17 protein-coding genes are annotated in these 16774 nt (G+C 50.8%); 4 read left to right on the top strand and 13 right to left on the bottom strand.

Going from position 1 to position 16774, the window contains the following annotated elements:
- Positions 1 to 8: 8 nt before the first annotated feature.
- The 3 genes from BDT_RS02550 to BDT_RS02540 form a co-directional block, all read right to left on the bottom strand.
- Entirely contained in the window at positions 9 to 1379 is a 1371-nt protein-coding gene (locus BDT_RS02550; protein WP_235046347.1) for a hypothetical protein, read from the bottom strand.
- Positions 1380 to 1452: 73 nt separating this feature from the next.
- Positions 1453 to 2808, bottom strand: a complete 1356-nt coding sequence (locus BDT_RS19445; protein ID WP_158320219.1) for a hypothetical protein — start codon at positions 2806 to 2808, stop codon at positions 1453 to 1455.
- Between the two features lie 68 nt (positions 2809 to 2876).
- The gene (locus tag BDT_RS02540) at positions 2877 to 4322 is read right to left on the bottom strand and encodes a hypothetical protein (protein WP_235046233.1); all 1446 of its coding nucleotides are present in this window, start codon (positions 4320 to 4322) and stop codon (positions 2877 to 2879) included.
- A 323-nt stretch (positions 4323 to 4645) separates the two neighbouring features.
- On the opposite strand from BDT_RS02540, the gene BDT_RS02535 reads away from it, so the two are divergent.
- From BDT_RS02535 to BDT_RS02525, 3 genes are all read left to right on the top strand, one after another.
- The gene (locus BDT_RS02535) at positions 4646 to 5131 is read left to right on the top strand and encodes a glutathione peroxidase (RefSeq protein WP_015089696.1); all 486 of its coding nucleotides are present in this window, start codon (positions 4646 to 4648) and stop codon (positions 5129 to 5131) included.
- A gap of 139 nt (positions 5132 to 5270) precedes the next feature.
- Positions 5271 to 7475 carry a S8 family serine peptidase gene (locus BDT_RS02530; protein ID WP_015089695.1) on the top strand — a complete coding sequence of 735 codons (2205 nt, stop codon included), beginning with the start codon at positions 5271 to 5273 and terminating at the stop codon, positions 7473 to 7475.
- A 39-nt stretch (positions 7476 to 7514) separates the two neighbouring features.
- Positions 7515 to 7943, top strand: coding sequence for a hypothetical protein (locus BDT_RS02525; RefSeq protein ID WP_015089694.1), 429 nt, complete (start codon positions 7515 to 7517; stop codon positions 7941 to 7943).
- Here BDT_RS02525 and BDT_RS02520 read toward each other — a convergent pair whose 3' ends face one another.
- The 8 genes from BDT_RS02520 to BDT_RS02485 all read right to left on the bottom strand — a co-directional run bounded on the left by BDT_RS02520 (position 7944) and on the right by BDT_RS02485 (position 13770).
- Positions 7944 to 8687: a 3D domain-containing protein gene (locus BDT_RS02520; RefSeq protein ID WP_015089693.1), complete on the bottom strand. Its 744-nt coding sequence runs from the start codon at positions 8685 to 8687 to the stop codon at positions 7944 to 7946.
- 129 nt (positions 8688 to 8816) lie between these two features.
- Complete coding sequence (locus BDT_RS02515; protein ID WP_015089692.1) at positions 8817 to 9596, bottom strand: CDP-diacylglycerol diphosphatase; 780 nt, start codon at positions 9594 to 9596, stop codon at positions 8817 to 8819.
- 155 nt (positions 9597 to 9751) lie between these two features.
- On the bottom strand, positions 9752 to 10171 hold the full coding sequence (locus BDT_RS02510; RefSeq protein ID WP_041576902.1) for a glyoxalase superfamily protein: 420 nt from the start codon (positions 10169 to 10171) through the stop codon (positions 9752 to 9754).
- Positions 10172 to 10397: 226 nt separating this feature from the next.
- Positions 10398 to 10748 (bottom strand): DUF488 domain-containing protein, encoded by a 351-nt coding sequence (locus BDT_RS02505; RefSeq protein WP_015089690.1) that lies wholly within the window; start codon positions 10746 to 10748, stop codon positions 10398 to 10400.
- 132 nt (positions 10749 to 10880) lie between these two features.
- Positions 10881 to 12014: a recombinase RecA gene (recA, locus tag BDT_RS02500; protein ID WP_011163092.1), complete on the bottom strand. Its 1134-nt coding sequence runs from the start codon at positions 12012 to 12014 to the stop codon at positions 10881 to 10883.
- A 98-nt stretch (positions 12015 to 12112) separates the two neighbouring features.
- Positions 12113 to 12595 (bottom strand): CinA family protein, encoded by a 483-nt coding sequence (locus tag BDT_RS02495; protein WP_235046332.1) that lies wholly within the window; start codon positions 12593 to 12595, stop codon positions 12113 to 12115.
- The gene (locus tag BDT_RS02490) at positions 12595 to 13083 is read right to left on the bottom strand and encodes a phosphatidylglycerophosphatase A family protein (protein WP_015089688.1); all 489 of its coding nucleotides are present in this window, start codon (positions 13081 to 13083) and stop codon (positions 12595 to 12597) included. The genes BDT_RS02495 and BDT_RS02490 overlap by 1 nt, the downstream gene beginning before the upstream one ends.
- A gap of 51 nt (positions 13084 to 13134) precedes the next feature.
- Positions 13135 to 13770, bottom strand: coding sequence for a GNAT family N-acetyltransferase (locus BDT_RS02485; protein ID WP_041576900.1), 636 nt, complete (start codon positions 13768 to 13770; stop codon positions 13135 to 13137).
- A 396-nt stretch (positions 13771 to 14166) separates the two neighbouring features.
- Here BDT_RS02485 and trpS point away from each other — a divergent pair, with 396 nt between their 5' ends.
- Positions 14167 to 15162, top strand: coding sequence for a tryptophan--tRNA ligase (gene trpS, locus BDT_RS02480; RefSeq protein ID WP_041576898.1), 996 nt, complete (start codon positions 14167 to 14169; stop codon positions 15160 to 15162).
- Positions 15163 to 15174: 12 nt separating this feature from the next.
- Here the strand turns inward: trpS and BDT_RS02475 are convergent, their stop codons facing one another.
- Positions 15175 to 15969 (bottom strand): SDR family oxidoreductase, encoded by a 795-nt coding sequence (locus tag BDT_RS02475; RefSeq protein ID WP_015089685.1) that lies wholly within the window; start codon positions 15967 to 15969, stop codon positions 15175 to 15177.
- Between the two features lie 51 nt (positions 15970 to 16020).
- Complete coding sequence (locus BDT_RS02470; RefSeq protein ID WP_015089684.1) at positions 16021 to 16764, bottom strand: substrate-binding periplasmic protein; 744 nt, start codon at positions 16762 to 16764, stop codon at positions 16021 to 16023.
- Positions 16765 to 16774 lie beyond the last annotated feature (10 nt).

Raw genomic sequence — 16774 nt, 5'->3', positions numbered from 1 at the left:
TTGCTGATTTACGGCAGAAGAGTCGGACTCATCACGCGATAGCGGTTTTGAATCTTCTGCCAGATATTGGAATGCGGTCCGGTGATTCCATCCGGGCCTCCACTGCCAGCCAGGCCACGCAACTTCGGATCATACTGTCCACCGGGAAGGAACTTGCTTAAGTCAGGTCCGCCTTTAGCTTTTGCTCCAGCCATACCTGCCATGCCCGAAGCGCCGCGGTCTCCGCCGCCGCCACTGCCACCAGAACCACCAAAGGATCCGCCCCCGCCATAGAATCCGGCATTCACCTGAACACCGTCTTCAAGGCCTTCTTCGCCTGCGCCACCGCCGGCAGCACCACCGCCGCCTCCGCCACCCGAACTGGAAATACCCGCGCCGCCGCCCTGTTTTCCGTCCACGGCTTCACCAGCACCACCAGAACCTGGTTTGCCCGGAAGGATGGAAGGAAGACTTGGCAGATCACCGCCGGAAAGTTCTGCACCTGATGTCGACAAACGCGAACCCGGATTTGTGCTGCTGATGAATGTTGAACCAGCCGCACTGTTTTCGTTCATGCAAATAGGATCTGTTGGATTTTTTGAACACACACAGACTTTACTGCCCGCGTTTGCCGGATTCGTACAATCCGCAGCGGCGATCGCCGCGCACCCCGGAAGAGTGGGATTGGTTTTACAAAGCTCAGGCAAAGCCGTGCTGTCACCTGCGGTTTGTTCCGCACACTGAGCGGCGTTTTGCATTGTGCCTGCAAAGTTATTGATCGCCTGATTGGCTTCCTGAACTTTGGAGTCAAAGTCACTGCAGCGTTTTGCCGAGCTTTCAGCCGAAGCCAGCGCCTGGCGACTGACGCCTGTGCCACCAGCCGCTGCATCCAAACAAGCGGCATTCTGCTGGGCAAATTCAACAGCTCTGTCACAAGCAGAATGACAGCTGCCAATGGAAGACTGGCAATTCATGCGATATGCCGCCACAGCCGCATTGGCTGCCGAACTGAAAGACGCCATCTTGGAACACGCAGCTTGAATACTGCCCGCAGTCTGTTGACCGAACATCAAACTAAGTTGTGAGGCCGTATTGGCTACACCACTCATGCCCGAGTCATTCTTTTCATCACAGGAATAAGATGTTTCAGAGATCGCCGTGCGGCACTCCTCCATGATCACTTGCAACTGAGAGCTGCAGCTGACCATCGCATTGCGAGTAGGTTCTGGAGGACCGACAAAGGCGTCGTTGGGCGTACATTGCTGCTGTCCTTCAGGACTGACAAAACAACTGGAGCCAGCCGGACACTGGATATTACAGGCCGGCGTCGCAACAGCCTCGTTCGCGACTAAGAATAGCGAAATTGTGAATAGCGTTTTCAACGCGAACAAAGTACTCATTCCCATGGTATGTCTGATCGGCATTCCAACATGGGAACTTTACCAAGGTACTGGGCACTGTCTTAGAATGAGACTATGGCATCAGCGTTGGGCTTAAAACCTGATATCTATTTTGAATTTTCTGCCAGATATTTGAATGAGGCCCCGTAATTCCATCTGGCCCGGCATTGCCCGCCAGACCGCGGGTTTTCGGATCAAACTTTCCACCAGGCAGGAACTGACGCAGATCCGGAGCCCCTTTGCCTTTGCCCGCTCCAGCCTGACCTGCCATGCCGGCGACACCGCGCTCGCCTCCTCCACCGCCCATACCGGAACCACCGAAGGATCCGCCACCGCCATAGAAGCCGGCATTCACTTGCAGGCCGTCTTCAAGACCTTCTTCGCCTCCGGCGCCACCACCGGATCCACCGCCGCCGCCACCACCAGAACTGGAAATGCCCGCGCCACCGCCCTGTTTGCCATCCACCGCTTCACCAGCACCACCAGAACCTGGTTTGCCTGGAAGAATGGAAGGAAGATCTGGCAAATCGCCACCGGACAAACTTGCACCGGATGTCGACAGACGTGAACCCGGATTTGTGCTGCTGATAAAGGTGGAACCTGCAGCGCTGTTTTCACTCATACAAACCGGATCTGTCGGATTCTTGGAACAGACACAGATTTTGCTGCCGGCATTTGCTGGATTCGTACAATCCGCGGCAGCCACCGCGGCACAACCTGGCAACGTTGGATTCGTTTTACAAAGTTCTTCCATCGCTGCTGAATCACCCGCCGTCAACGAAGCACACTGAGCGGCATTTTGCATTGTGCCTGCAAAGTTATTGATCGCCTGATTGGCTTCAGCCACTTTCGCATCAAAGTCACTGCAACGCTGAGCGGAGCTTTCAGCAGATGATCTCATCTGAGCCGCCGATCCTACACCGCCAGCCGCATCCAAACAGGCCGCATTGTTGCCAGCAAATTCAACAACCTGATCACAGGCCGAATGACAACTGGTTATCGAAGACTGACAGGTCAAACGATACGCCGCCACGGCCGCATTCGCCGCTGAACTGAAAGAGGCCATCTTGGAACATGCTGCCTGGATACTTCCTGCCGTCTGTTGACCGAACATCAAACTAAGCTGTGAAGCCGTGTTAGCAACACCACTCATGCCGGAATCGTTTTTTTCATCACATGTATAGGAAGTGTCGGTGACCTGGGCACGGCACTGCTCAACCAGCTGGTTGTATTGAGAGATACAATCGGTATTGTTAACTTGATTGGCTGCCACACACATGTCGTTACGACCACTGGCATCCGTTGGATCCGGCATAAAGCAGGTGAAACCTTCAGCACACTGAGCCCGACAACGACGAGCCTCTGCATCCACGGGAGTGAGAATCATCAAAAGCGCGAACAACATAGTCACTGATAAAAACGATCTCATTCCCATATCAAACTGTTCGGCATTTCAGAGGGGAACTTTACTAAAGTATAATGAATCTCAGAGTGAGATTATGGAATTAACGTCGGCGTCAGAACCTGATAACGATTCTGAATTTTCTTCCAGATATTTGAATGGGGACCCGTAATACCATCAGGTCCTCCGGTCCCCGCAACACCGCGGGCTTTCGGATCATATTTTCCACCCGGCAGGAACTGACGCAAATCCGGTGAACCGTTTTTACCAGCAACACCGCCACGACCTGGCTGACCTTGGCCGCCGCGGCCTTCACCACCGCCGCCTCCGTAACCAGATCCTCCGAAGGATCCGCCACCACCATAGAAGCCGGCATTCACAGCGTGACCACCGTCTTCACCTTCAGCAGCACCTTCACCGGCACCAGCACCCGCGGCACCGCCGCCTCCGCCACCTGAACTGGAAATGCCAGCCCCGCCGCCCATTTTTCCATCGACAGCTTCGCCAGCACCACCCGTGCCCCGTTTACCATGCTCAATGCCCGGCAGTGACGGCAAATCGCCACCTGCCATTTCCACACCCGTGCTGTTCAAACGAGCCCCCGGATTAGTGCTGCTTAGGAATGTGGATCCACCGCTGCTGTTTTCAGACATACAGATCGGATCGGTCGGATTCTTGGAACACACACAAATTTTGGTACCCGCAAGCTCAGGCTTGGTACAATCCACCGGACCGGTGGCAACACATCCTGGAAGATTCGGATTGGTTTTGCAGATTTCAGGAACTGGCGCCCCTGTCCCTGAAGTCGCCGCGGCACAACTGGCTGCATTTCGCATGGTGCCCGCCACATTGTTGATGGCTTGAGAAGCCTCTTGAACCTTGTTTTCAAACTGATCGCAGCGTTCCGCTTTGGATTCAGCATTTTGCAGCAGCATCGCATTGGTGCCTGCTGTTCCCTGGAATCCTTGAACAGTACAGGTCGGATTGTTCTGTACGAACTCAACAAGCCTGCCGCAAGTCGAGCGACAAGTGCCCAAAGAGCTGTTGCAATTCATACGATAGGCCGCCACGGCAGCGTTGGCGGCAGCTGAAAAACTGGCCATCTGCGAACAGGCTGACTGAATACTGCCCGATGTCTGCTGTCCCAGCATCAAACCCAGCTGTGAAGCCGTGTTGGCGATACCCGACATACCCGAGTCATTCTTTTCATCACAAGTGTGCGAAGTTTCCTGAACCGCGCTGGAACATTCGTTCAGCAGTTCGGTATATTGTGTCGTGCAGTCATTCACAGTGGGCTGAGCCGCTCCATTTATGATGTCGATACGGCACTGATAATCACGTCCGCTGCCATTCACATCCACGCATTCGCTGACAGGACAACGACCGCCACAAGGAACTGTTCCAGGATCAGGATTGTAGTTGGACTGAGCAGGCTCCTGCTGACGCGGGGTTGGTCGACTGGTCACCGTCGGACGAGACGGTGCGCCACCGCAGCGCCCTTCATTCTGGGTCTGCACCACGCACATGTCATATCTTTTCATTTGGGATTGATCAGCCTGACCGGATTTTGGAAGATATCTGGAGGCACACCATTCAGCGCAACCTAAAAAAGTGTCGGCAGTCGCCGGCGCGCTCAACATAAATGCCGAAAATAAAAGGGATATAAACCCAAAGTACCAGTTCCCCATGGTTTTCTCTTCGGTCCTTCCATACTGTTCCTACAGTACCTCACAATATATTCTCATGTTTTAATGTTCCCTGTTCTCAAATTAATTTAACAAATCATAATCTTGATTAGAGGGCCTCTTCTGTCTCAGAATGAGATCAGCATTTTTACACACGCAAGCCCTCTGAGGAGGTCCCAATGAAAAAGCATCTTTATGATTTCACCGTCAAAGCCGCCAATGGCCAGCCCGTGTCCCTGGATCAATACCGCGACAAAGTGGTGTTGGTGGTCAACGTAGCCAGCAAGTGTGGTTACACTCCTCAGTACAAGGGCCTTGAAGAACTGTATCTGCAGAACAAAGACAACGGTCTGGTCATTCTGGGTTTCCCCTGCAACCAGTTCGGCGCACAAGAGCCGGGCTCCAATGAAGAGATCCAGCAGTTCTGTGAACTGAACTATGGTGTGTCCTTCCCGGTGATGGGCAAAGTCGATGTGAACGGCGGCAATGCGGATCCTCTGTATCAGTGGATGAAAGAGGAAGCTCCGGGTCTGCTGGGAACTGAAATGATCAAATGGAATTTCACAAAATTCCTGATTGGAAAAGACGGAGCAGTGCTGAAACGTTTTGCTCCGAAGGACGAGCCCAAAGACATCGCGGACGACGTCAAAAAAGCCCTGGCTTAGATCGTCGCGGAACATACAAATAAACGTCACCGGACTGTCTGTGGCTTAAACACAGCCACAGCAGCCAGATCCCCCACTTTCACCGCCACCTTCTGGCACCCTCGTTGCTATCTCTTCCTCATATACAAGGAAGGGATCCATGACGATTTTCCGCCCGCTGCTGAAAGCTTTGCTGTTTTGTCTCATACTGGGACAATCGACTGCTTTTGCCGCCCTCAAAGTGGAAAAAGAAAAGTTCGGCAACGGGGTAGTTTCCCGCGAGTCGTACTATCAGGACACCCGCCTGGTTGAACGCCGTTATTTCAACATTGATGGCGTCTTCACTGCCTGGACACGCTTTACTTATCCGGCAGCAGGCCGCGTGATCGTCACCGATCTGTCGGTTGAAAAAGAAAGTTATGGACTGGTTCAAGCCCGCGAAGAATGGACCGGCCTTGACGCGAACAATTCCGAAATTGAAAGTTCCCGCCTGATTCGCAAATGGCACTTCACCAAAGAAGCCCCTTTCACTCTGGAATACGTGGGCTGGAACGAACAGACAGAACCTTTCCGCGAAGTTCAAAAAGACTATCTGGATAAAAACGAAAACATCACCAGCTCGGTTTACCTTTACTACAAAGGCACCGACGAAAAACCCTATGCCTTTATCGAAAAAGACCCGGCCGGAAAAACTGTGGCTGAATTCAGCCTGTATGAAAAATATGATATTGAAAAATCCCTGAAAGAAGCCGGCAAATCGCCAGCTGAAATCAAGGTGCTAAAGTCCCAGCGTGAAAATCCGGACAAGTTCGTCATCGCCATCATCGATTCCGGTTTTGACTATAATCACAACGAACTGGTTACAAAATGGTGGAACAACCCCGCTGAACCTGTCGATGGCATTGACAACGATGGCAACGGCTGGGTGGATGATAACTTTGGATGGGATCAGGTTCGTGATATCGGCCTGCCAACGGAATCCACCAGCGGACTGCAGAAGGACCACCGTCCCCTTTCTCACGGAACTCACGTGGCGCACATTGCAACCAAAGGCCTGAACAATGTGGGCTTGGTTGGTTTTGCCGGAGACTACACGCGCGCTGAATATATCAAAAAAATGTCGGCGTTCATTAAAAAGCACCAGATCCGTCTGGTGAACATGAGCCTGGGCTTCCCGGCAGATACTAAAGACATGCTGGGTCTGCGCGACGGTATTCGTGCCTATAAAACCATGATTGAAGAAAATCCCGAAACCCTGTTCGTGGTTGCCTCCGGCAACGCCGGTCAGGATCTGGATCTGAGCAAGAACCGCCAGTACCCGGCAAGCTTCATACATCCCAACGTGATGAAAGTGGGCGCTTTGAACGCGGCCACGATTGAAGAGGTCACCCCTGAAAACGCGACGATGGCAGATTTCAGTAATTTTGGTCAGGACAACGTTGATATTCTGGCTCCGGGAGTGAAAGTCAATGCGGCCTCTTTAGGCGGCGGACTGATTGAACATTCGGGCACTTCCATGGCGACACCTTACATGGTGAATCTGATTGCGCAGCTGTGGACTGAACTTCCGTATCTGACGGCGACGGAAGTACGTCAGCTGTTTATTGAAACGGCCCAAGTCACAAAAGCTCCGGCACCGATCAAGTCCCGCGGCTATGTGGATTTGAAAGCGGCTTTGCTTAAAGGAAAAATGAAAAAGCTGGAAGGGCGTTCTGCGCTTCTTGAAGGGCCGAACTGCTGGAATTCATCCACTTATCTGGCGGGAATTTCCAAAGGTATTCACCACACGGTCGCCAGTGAATTTGCCAACGTGCTTGAATCCCCGCTGTGCACCCGGGTTTCCCGCGCCCAAGCGCAAGCCGGAGACATCATCGCTCTTCGCCGTTTGAACCGCAATGGCCGGGTGTTGCCTGCGGCATTTGCTTCAGAAGTGCATGGTTATACTCAATTAGGTTCTGGCATCGGTTTCACCAAAAACGGCGTGATGCCGCAAGCTCCTTACGAAGTTCAAAACAGTGAACACATCTTCAATAAGTACCGTTCTGCCGATGGCCGTGAATGCAAAAAACTGGGCATCGAACGCCAGGACTGCCGCCTGACTGAAATAGCCTATCGCTGCCAGACGCTGGAATCCTACATGAACACCCGCGGAGGCTTGAGTGTGTTTGAGCAGGAAGTTCAACTGGCGCTGGATAAAGCAGAAAAGACCCTGGAAGAACAGTTTCTGAATGGAAAACAGCTCAATCCGGATTTTTCCCTGCAGGATATCGCAAACAAGATCGAGGGCTTGAAAGCCCACGGCAGCACTCCGATGGTCATCGACTATTTTGAGTCCCGCCTGGATTCACTGGAATATAGAAATTAGAGATTAGAAATTAGAAATTTTTAAAAAAGAGAGGTTCTTATGAAAAAAGTTTTGATGGTTGCATTATTGATGGCGGGTGTTCAGGCGCAAGCGGACACGGAAATGCGTGTGTATACGAATGCGGAAGGTTGCTCGGTGGTTCAGGAAACCCGCACCAACGGCACTACTTACGACATTGAAATCGCTGGTCAGCGCGCGTTTGTGGGCATTTTGCACGATAAATCCACGGGTGACATTGCAGCTTTCTGCGACGACGTGCAGATCACCAATACAGCTAAAGGTTTGAAAATGGAATGCGCGAAAAACCAAAACGGCGGCCTGACAACTCGTGGAGCTGCGGAGCTGGGTCTTTTAAAAGACGGCACTTTGACTTCCATCAGCGTGATCGGTCAGGTTAAAAAGCTGATGGGCTGGCAGACAGACACCGAGATTTCCTGCGCCAACCTGGAAGAGGACATCGGTCCCTAGTTATCTTCGTGGTGGAATAATGATGATATTACGCGTGCCGGGATACCCGGTGCGCGCTCTTGCCGCTTCGGCCTCTTCCGGGGTTGCCATGCGAAATGGAAAGCTGTTTTTGATATTGGCAAAACCCATCCGGTTGAATGTATTTTCCTTGGCATAAGGTTTCGTGAATCCGGTATAGAAATCAAATCGTCCCGGCCCCTTGATCGCTCCCCCCGCATCCCGCACAACAAAGAACCCATCATGAGTCACACCGTTAGGCATGACGGCCCCATCCAGCCTGGGCACATAAATCACGTCACCGATTTTATAGATGCTTAAGTCCGCAGCCACCGTATAGTACGGATCCAGACAGACATTGCGCATGCCATAGCCGTAAGGACACTTGCGCATGTCGACTTCCTTAAAGCGCGGAATACCGTCAGAACCCCGGGCGAAGTAATTGAAAGAACGGAAACGTCCGTCTTCATCGTGAACGTAACAAGCCCCTTGCATGACACAGTTGTTGAAATCGGCAGAACAAAGACGGGTCAGCACTTTGTCATCAGGGGACAACATTTCAACGCGGGTTTCATGCTGACACTTGTCCACGTCAAATTTGATGATGGGCTTATAATAAATGGTCGGGTTCAGGTACAGAGGTTCCTGCGGTTCCGGCAATGGCGGAGGCATCGGCACCTCCGAATAATCATCGGCACGTGCCTTCAAAGAAATGGCCAGAACTAAAGTCAGTAACACTTTCAACATGGCCCCATACTAACAAACTCAAGGGGCCAGCTGGTCTTTTCGGGTAAAAGACATAAACCGGTGCGACAAAAAGACGAAAAGGTACCCGGTACCTTTTTCCGAAGCGCTGCAACACTTAAATTTCTATAATCAATGGGCCAATTGCGGGCAAGAGTGATCCTGAATCTCTTCGACCGAGCCGTAATTGTTTGTGCCTCGTTCAAAGCGACTTGTGAGCAAAATCAAACTGTGGCCCTTCTTTTTGACTTTCACTGCCACCAGTCCCAAACCAAATTCACCGCTGTGATCTTTGGCACCCGGAACTCCGTCCGCCAACATCTGGAAGGCATTGCCTTTTTCCAACTCTTTTTCGCTGACCTTGCGGGCAAAGTATCTATGACCCAGCAAAGGTTGCGGCAACAAAGTCCACCCATTTTTTAGCTTCGCGGATTGTTCCTGCAACTGCTGCTGCACCGAAGGCTTCACGCAAGACACATGGATGTGCAGCTGGTTTTGACTGCGCCCGAACTGGGAATTGATCGCCAGCGACACCGCTTCCACCGGGATGGCAGAGCCGCGCTTTTTTTCCATATAGCTTCTTGCCTTCCAGGCCAGGTCAAAATAATTGGCTGCATCCGCTGCGCGGGTTTCCGGGCTTTCCATGCCGGTGATTTTTTCGGTCGGCATCAGCAGATACTGCAAGTCCCCAACACGGTCTTTGAACACGACATAACCTTTTTCCTCACCTTGCGCGATATTCACTTCGATGCACGGATTTTTTTCTTCACCGATTTTATGCAAAGGCAGGCACTGCGTGCTGATGATATTCCACAAAGCATCCGAGCGCGGAACTTCAACGACAGGTTTTGATTTGCAGGAGCTAAGCCCCAGAACAGCAACAGCAGCAAAAACGAAAGACAGGTTTTTCACAAACGACCTCCGTTTAGAAATTTATCCAAACGGAGGCACCAAATCACGAAGTCCGTGATGAACCCTCACTTCGTCTAGTCGGCCACGCCGGCAGAGCTGCAGCGGCACTACTCCGGCGAAGCCGGTTTGAGAACAGCCGTGAAAGCTGAAGCAGCTTACTTCATTTTCTTCAACAGACGCGAGTATGCATCGGCATCCAGAGGCTTCGCCCAGTCGCGACCGACTTTAAGCAGATCCTCGTCGGTTACTTCAAGCCCCAGCCACTGAATGAAGTTTTCATCACAGATGAAGAAGTCCTTCTGATAAGGCAGCAGATAGCCCCCGTCAGAATCCAGATGAGCCCGGGCTTCGTCATAGGACGCATACCAGACTTTCCAGTAAGCGCTGTGACCCTTCTTGCAAAAGTCCACCTGGTTTTCCAGCGTGGCCTTCAGATCATTCCACGAGGCAAAACCAGCAGTCTTGGCAATAAGGGCAAAAGCATCCTTTAACTGAAAATCCTGACCGGATTTCTGTTTGGCTTTTTGCAAAAGCTTGGCTTTTATTTTGTACGATTCAAGACGTGATACTGACATAGAACATCCTTTGGTCTTGTCGCCGTCCCCGCCCATGGCAACCAAAAGAATTAATTTTGATTTTTTGAAGACACGATTTAGATCGTATCACGAAATGAGATTCTCTTTTGCGGGTGCAGGCTTTTTCGCGAAGCCTTGAACCCAATATAATCGAAAACCGCAATTCCCGAAAGAGGAAATCTTACCCCCACTTCCTGACGAGAAAAACCAAAATCAAATCAGCAGCTTAAAGCTTATCCAGAACTTCCTTTAAAACGACAGCATGGTTGGTTTTTTCATCGCGGGCGGCATAAAGCAAAGTTACATTCCCGTCTTGAGCCCGCTCGGCCAGTTCAGCCAGCTTGTCATGGGCCGCGGTGGACTTAAGCTCCTTTTTATATTCTGTGCGAAACTCCCCGAACTTTTCGGGCTTGTGTCCGAACTCTTTGCGAAGCTCGGTGCTGGGGCAGATTTCTTTCGGCCATTCGCTGAATTTCAAATCCTCTTTTTTGATTCCCCGGGGCCACAACCGGTCCACCAAAACACGGTAACCATCATCCCTGCTGGGCTTTTCATAAACGCGTTTGATTTTGATCATAGTACAGAAATTTTACGCGAAGCTTCTGCAAAAGTAAGCAGGTACCTTTTGGGGATGGGGAAAAACAAAAGCCCCGTCCTTTCGGAACGGGGCTTTGAGATTTAAACAGCTGCTTCAGTCGGCCGGGCCGGACTAGTGCTTGCCCTTTTTACCTTTTTTCGGAGCAGCATCTTCTGCTTCGATTTCAACTGGCTCTGTACCTTCGTGGTCTTCGCCGTTGTTGCCGTTGGTATCAACCAAAAGTTTGCCGATACCGTTTGCTGCAAGGATCTTTTTACGAAGTTCAACCATGTATTCCGGGTGTTCTTTCAGGAAGTTTTTCGCAGCATCACGGCCTTGGCCCATACGCTCGCCGTTGATAGAGAACCACGCACCGGATTTTTCAACCATGTTCGCAGTCACTGCCAAATCCAGAAGATCGCCTTCTTCAGAGATACCTTCGCCGTACATCAAGTCGAATTCAACTTTGGTGAACGGAGGCGCCATTTTATTCTTAACAACTTTCACCGCAGTACGGTTACCAGTCACGTCCTCACCGTTTTTGATCGCGCCAACACGGCGTACATCCAAACGAACAGAAGAATAGAATTTCAAAGCGTTACCGCCCGTAGTTGTTTCAGGGTTACCGAACATAACACCGATTTTCATACGGATTTGGTTAATAAAGATAACAAGAGTGTTGGAACGGTTGATCGCCGCCGTCAGCTTACGCAAAGCCTGGGACATCAAACGAGCCTGCAAACCAACGTGGGAATCACCCATGTCACCTTCGATCTCTGCACGAGGAACCAAGGCTGCTACGGAGTCGACAACCAATACGTCAATCGCGCCGGAACGAACAAGTGTTTCAGTGATTTCCAAAGCTTGTTCACCAGTGTCCGGCTGAGAGATCAAAAGATCTTCCGTGTTCACACCCAGTTTACGGGCATAGTTGATATCCAAAGCGTGTTCGGCATCAACGAAAGCGACAACGCCGCCTTTTTTCTGAGCTTGAGCGATAACAGACAAGCACAGAGTTGTTTTACCAGAGGACTCTGGTCCATAGATTTCACAGATACGACCTTTAGGAAGACCGCCGATACCCAAAGCGATATCCAAGCTCAATGCACCAGTGCTGATCGCTTCAACGTCTTTAACCAAAGATTCGTTCGCGCCCAAACGCATGATGGAGCCTTTGCCGAATTGCTTTTCGATAGTCGAAACAGCCAATTCAAGGGCTTTGATTTTTTCTGAGTTCGCTTTGTTGTCTACAGTAGCGTTTGCCATCTGTTTCCCTCTCTCGTGGCAACTGCCACGACGCTTTTTTACACTCCGACTCTGTCGGAGTACAAATTATGTTTAAAAATCAGGCCGGGGGCCTTTTACTATTTCTTGTCGAGAACTGAACTCAGCCAAGCCACTGCGTAGTCCACCGAAGTCATCTGGATGGATTTGCGATCGCCTGAAAAGAGTTCTTTTCGGGAATCTTCAAAACCCGGTCCAGCGATGGCAATGCATACAGTGCCCACTGGCTTTGACGGTGTTCCACCTGTCGGACCAGCGATACCTGTGATTGCCACAGACCAATCAGTTTTAAGCTGACGACGCACTCCGTGCGCCATTTGACGAGCGACTGTCTCGCTCACCGCACCCTCTTGCATGAGAGTGTCTCGACGAACCCCCAGAAGATCCACCTTCGCCTCGTTAGAGTAAGAAACCACAGAGCCTAGAAATATGTCGGACACGCCTGGCTGCTCTGTTAAAAAAGCCGAAAGTGCACCTCCAGTACAACTTTCCGCAAAACCCACTGTGAGTTTTTGGTCGCGAAGGGATCGAATGAGTTCTTGAAGCTTCTGATCGTTTGGCATCATTGACTGATCACCACGATCTGAGAGCCCAACCAGTTGGTTTGAGTGTAGATCACTTGCATGATGAGGCTCGCAATTATCCCCGCGGCCACGTCATCGATCATCACTCCAAGTCCTCCTTGGATCTTCTTATCTAAATATCCTATGAATAAAGGCTTTGTGATGTCCAGCAATCTGAACAGGGCAAAACCGATTAAAATGGCTTGCCATGTCATTGGCATCCAAACCATCGTGATTAGAAAACCCAAAACCTCATCAATTACGATCTCTTTGTGATCATGACCACCCTTGGAACGCTCGTAAGCCTCGCAGGCCGCAATTCCGACTGGGAGCAGCAAAATCACCGCCCCCATGTAAACCAAAGGGCCCATTTTGCTTAAAAGAATGACAATTGGAATGGTCGCCAGGGTGCCGGCAGTGCCCGGTCCTTTTGGAAAACGGCCCACACCAAACAGAGTCGCAAGTTGTATCAGAAAGTTTGTCACCATACCGATGAGGTACGCCGGACCCGTAGGCCTTGCAACGCAGAATGAGAAGCGTCAGAGCATTAAAGAAGGTTCAGAAACCGGCACCGATTCCCGGACTGCAGAGGTCCACAATTTCCCCGGTTTGGCCGAGTATTTGGCGAAGAAACTCTCGCGACGACAGACCATCACCGCAGAAGCGCGTTCGGGCATTTCCACAATCCCCTGCATTTCAAAACAGGTCTCTTCGGCATAACGAAGCACCTTGCGGTTGCGGATATCAGGTTCGCCAAAAACACGCTGGGTGCGGGTTTCCTCAAACTGAAGTTTTAAGAACGCGGCAATCATTGAAGGAGTGTAAGTGCGCCCCAGATAAGCGGTTTCTCCGATCAGAAAGTGCAAACCCTGATCAAATGGCAGGGTTTCAACGTACTTGCCAAGGATGTCCTCCTGAAGCCAGTAACGCTCCCAATAGCTGACCGGGCGACCATCCACAAAGCCGATGAAAAGATCCTGATGTTTGTCGGAAAGTTCGCTGATCAGATGGGCTTCAAGTTCAGGGCGGGTTTTCGCCAGATTCCACCACTGCGAAACGTACTTCTGATGCATCCACTTGTAGTACACATCAAAATCACGATCGATGGAAAAGGGGCGAAACGAATAGTAGCACCCGTTCTGACTGTTATAGATCCCAGCGCCTTGAGAATTCATACCCGACTACTAAAGCCACCCACCCGCAAGCCAGGCAAGGTCAAAGCCAAGAAGTTCACAGGATCAAAATAAACAACGAACCACTATCCAATTGGTTTTCAGCTTGGACGCATTCGCTTTATGTCTCAGTGCGAAAAACTTATGGATTCCATCAAAATTAGCGATTCGACTTATGGGTGGCCTTTTCGCATACTGCCCTCACGGAGGCCCCATGATTCGTTGGATGATTCTGCTGGCTAGCTTGGTCTACTTTGTAGACACCTTGGTAGCCATCCAGTTGTAGATCAAACGCCGGAAACTAAAATGTTTGGTTTCACCTCTAAGACTCTCGGGGCCGACCTATTTTCTTTCTTTTCTGCTGTTCCCACCCACTTCCGTTAATGCTATAGAAAATATATGAAACCAATCATTCTTACGGGCGACCGCCCAACAGGTCCCCTCCATCTTGGTCATTACGTTGGATCTCTTAAAAACCGCGTGGATCTTCAGGATTCTCACGATCAATACATCATCATCGCTGACGTTCAGGCTTTGACCGACAACTATAATGACACCACAAAAGTTCGCGATAACATCTTACAAGTGACGTTGGATTATCTGGCGGCCGGCATTGATCCTGCGAAAAGCACGATCTTTGTTCAGTCCGAATTGCCGGAACTGTTTGAGATGACCACTTACTTCATGAATCTGGTGACCGTCGCACGTTTGGAAAGAAATCCAACCGTGAAAACCGAAATCCAGCAGAAGAATCTGGAAAAATCCCTGCCTGCAGGTTTCCTGACTTACCCAGTAAGCCAGGCAGCCGATATTCTGGGCTTCAAAGCGAATCTGGTTCCTGCCGGTGAAGATCAAAATCCGATGATCGAGCAGACCAATGAAATCGCCCAGCGTTTCAACCACATCTACAAAACTGATTTCTTCAAGCCGGTGAAGGGCATGGCTGGTGTTGCCGGTCGTCTGCCAGGCATCGATGGCAAAGCGAAGATGAGCAAATCCCTGGGGAATGCCATCTATCTTTCTGACACGGCTGACGTGATCAAAAAGAAAGTTCAGAAGATGTACACCGACCCAGGTCATCTGAAAATCGAGGATCCGGGCAAAGTCGAAGGCAACGTGGTCTTCAGCTTCCTGGATGTTTTCGATCCAAGAAAAGACGAAGTCGCAGCATTGAAAGAACACTATCAGCGCGGCGGCCTGGGTGATGGCACCTTGAAAGTGCGCCTGACTGAAGTTCTGAACACGATCATCGCGCCCATGCGTGAACGCCGTGAACAGTACGCTCAGGATCCGCAAGCGGTTCTGAAAATCTGCAAAGAGGGTTCCCTGAAAGCTCAGGAAAAAACCCGTCAGACGTTGAAAGAAATGAAAGCGATCATGGGAGTGGGGATCTAAATCCCCTTTCCGTTAAAGGGACGGAGTTCTGCCGCCATCCACCGGAAGATTGATTCCGGTGATGTAAGCGGCGGCGGGACTGGCTAAAAAGGCAATCGCCTCGGCCATTTCCTGAGGCTCCCCGATTCGTCCTGCCGGGATTGTTTTCTTCCACGCCTCTTCCACTTCATCCACATTTGAATTTGTACTTTTCGCCGAAGCATCCACCAGACCTTTGAATCGGTCCGTGCGGATGTATCCCGGAAGCACGTTGTTCACGGTCACACCAAAGCCCGCCAGTTCACCGGCCAAAGTTTTTGACCAGTTCGCCATTGCGCCACGAACGGTGTTGGAAACACCCAGATTCGGGATTGGTGTTTTCACGGATGTCGAGATCACGTTGATGATACGGCCATAGTGACTTTTCTGCATGGAAGGCAGCACGGTCTGCACCAGCAGATGCGCGGCTTTCAGATGAGCACGCAAGGGCTGATCAAATTCTTCAATCGAAGCCTTGTGAAGCGGCCCGCCTTTGGGGCCACCGGTGTTATTTAAAAGAATGTGCACAGTTTCAGATGCCAGGGGCGCCAGAACATTGGCTTTCAAGGATTCTGTGTCACCCAGATCCGCCAGCAAATAACGGTGACCCGATCCCGGCAGCGACGACAGCAGTTTTTGCAGTTTTTCTTCTGTGCGGGCCACAGCAATAATGCGAGCTCCGCGCTTTGCCAGCAGCAGGGCCGCAGCTTCGCCAATGCCACCGGAAGCTCCGCACACGACAGCGGTTTTGCCATTTAGATCCAAAGAGGAATATGCAGAAAGATTCATCGTGGTTCTCCAGTTAACTTCAGTTAATACGAGAACCAATTCGCGGGCAACCTAAAGGTCTTTATAATAAACCATATCTTCAGCAGCGGCGTATTTTGCGACGATCCGGCGAAGAGTGCCGTCTTTTCTCATGTCACTGATGGCCTTTTTGATTTGCTCTGCCTCGGACTTCGAAATTCTTCTTAAAGAAAGATAAATTCCGCCTTCCATTGCATAGTTGGGATCCGGGACGGCCACGACGTTTTGATTAAAATCAGGAATCGCCTTTTGGTAATAGTTGTACACAGCCGGCGAAGTAAACATCGCCTGCACCCGGCCCGAGCTGACCTGACGATAGCCCGTGGCAGGGCTTGGATACTCGACAATGCGACCGGCGCCGAAAAGCTCTTTCTTTTCTTCCGGCTTTAAAAAGAATCTGGTCCCGATCTGATCACCGAATTTGATACGGGCATCTTTGATATAATCACCGATGCTGCGTGCAGGATCATAAAACGCTTTGTTTACCAGAAGCTTGCGAACGGTCGAATACACCGGAACATATTCACCTGAAGAACGGAATTTTTCAGAAGGAATCACCAACCCCACAATGTCCGCGCGCCAGTTTTTAAAGTCATCATGCATGCGAGGAGCATCCATCGGCGCTTGCGAAACAACACAACCCAAACGAAGCGACAGTTCATTCATGAACTCGAATGTCAAACCATGGATGTGACCTTCATTGTTCACATCAAACAGCGGCGCATAGTTATTCACAATAATGCGGAAGCGACGTCCGCAGTCTTTTGCTGACGCCATTATAGAGAAA

The sequence above is a fragment of the Bdellovibrio bacteriovorus str. Tiberius genome, assembly GCF_000317895.1.
GTDB classification, from domain to species: Bacteria; Bdellovibrionota; Bdellovibrionia; order Bdellovibrionales; family Bdellovibrionaceae; genus Bdellovibrio; species Bdellovibrio bacteriovorus_F.
The sequence above is the reverse complement of the archived record's forward strand: the minus strand, read 5'-3'. Positions and strand labels throughout refer to the sequence as shown.

What these genes read in the sequence shown, in the direction of transcription:
- recA (WP_011163092.1), bottom strand. Translation starts at nt 12,014, where the DNA reads ATGGCAAACGCTACTGTAGACAACAAAGCGAACTCAGAAAAAATCAAA.
- BDT_RS02495 (WP_235046332.1), bottom strand. Translation starts at nt 12,595, where the DNA reads ATGCCAAACGATCAGAAGCTTCAAGAACTCATTCGATCCCTTCGCGAC.
- BDT_RS02535 (WP_015089696.1), top strand. Translation starts at nt 4,646, where the DNA reads ATGAAAAAGCATCTTTATGATTTCACCGTCAAAGCCGCCAATGGCCAG.
- BDT_RS02525 (WP_015089694.1), top strand. Translation starts at nt 7,515, where the DNA reads ATGAAAAAAGTTTTGATGGTTGCATTATTGATGGCGGGTGTTCAGGCG.
- BDT_RS02510 (WP_041576902.1), bottom strand. Translation starts at nt 10,171, where the DNA reads ATGTCAGTATCACGTCTTGAATCGTACAAAATAAAAGCCAAGCTTTTG.
- BDT_RS02505 (WP_015089690.1), bottom strand. Translation starts at nt 10,748, where the DNA reads ATGATCAAAATCAAACGCGTTTATGAAAAGCCCAGCAGGGATGATGGT.
- BDT_RS02490 (WP_015089688.1), bottom strand. Translation starts at nt 13,083, where the DNA reads ATGGTGACAAACTTTCTGATACAACTTGCGACTCTGTTTGGTGTGGGC.
- BDT_RS02530 (WP_015089695.1), top strand. Translation starts at nt 5,271, where the DNA reads ATGACGATTTTCCGCCCGCTGCTGAAAGCTTTGCTGTTTTGTCTCATA.
- BDT_RS02470 (WP_015089684.1), bottom strand. Translation starts at nt 16,764, where the DNA reads ATGGCGTCAGCAAAAGACTGCGGACGTCGCTTCCGCATTATTGTGAAT.
- BDT_RS02550 (WP_235046347.1), bottom strand. Translation starts at nt 1,379, where the DNA reads ATGAGTACTTTGTTCGCGTTGAAAACGCTATTCACAATTTCGCTATTC.
- trpS (WP_041576898.1), top strand. Translation starts at nt 14,167, where the DNA reads ATGAAACCAATCATTCTTACGGGCGACCGCCCAACAGGTCCCCTCCAT.
- BDT_RS19445 (WP_158320219.1), bottom strand. Translation starts at nt 2,808, where the DNA reads ATGAGATCGTTTTTATCAGTGACTATGTTGTTCGCGCTTTTGATGATT.
- BDT_RS02520 (WP_015089693.1), bottom strand. Translation starts at nt 8,687, where the DNA reads ATGTTGAAAGTGTTACTGACTTTAGTTCTGGCCATTTCTTTGAAGGCA.
- BDT_RS02540 (WP_235046233.1), bottom strand. Translation starts at nt 4,322, where the DNA reads ATGAAAAGATATGACATGTGCGTGGTGCAGACCCAGAATGAAGGGCGC.
- BDT_RS02475 (WP_015089685.1), bottom strand. Translation starts at nt 15,969, where the DNA reads ATGAATCTTTCTGCATATTCCTCTTTGGATCTAAATGGCAAAACCGCT.
- BDT_RS02485 (WP_041576900.1), bottom strand. Translation starts at nt 13,770, where the DNA reads ATGAATTCTCAAGGCGCTGGGATCTATAACAGTCAGAACGGGTGCTAC.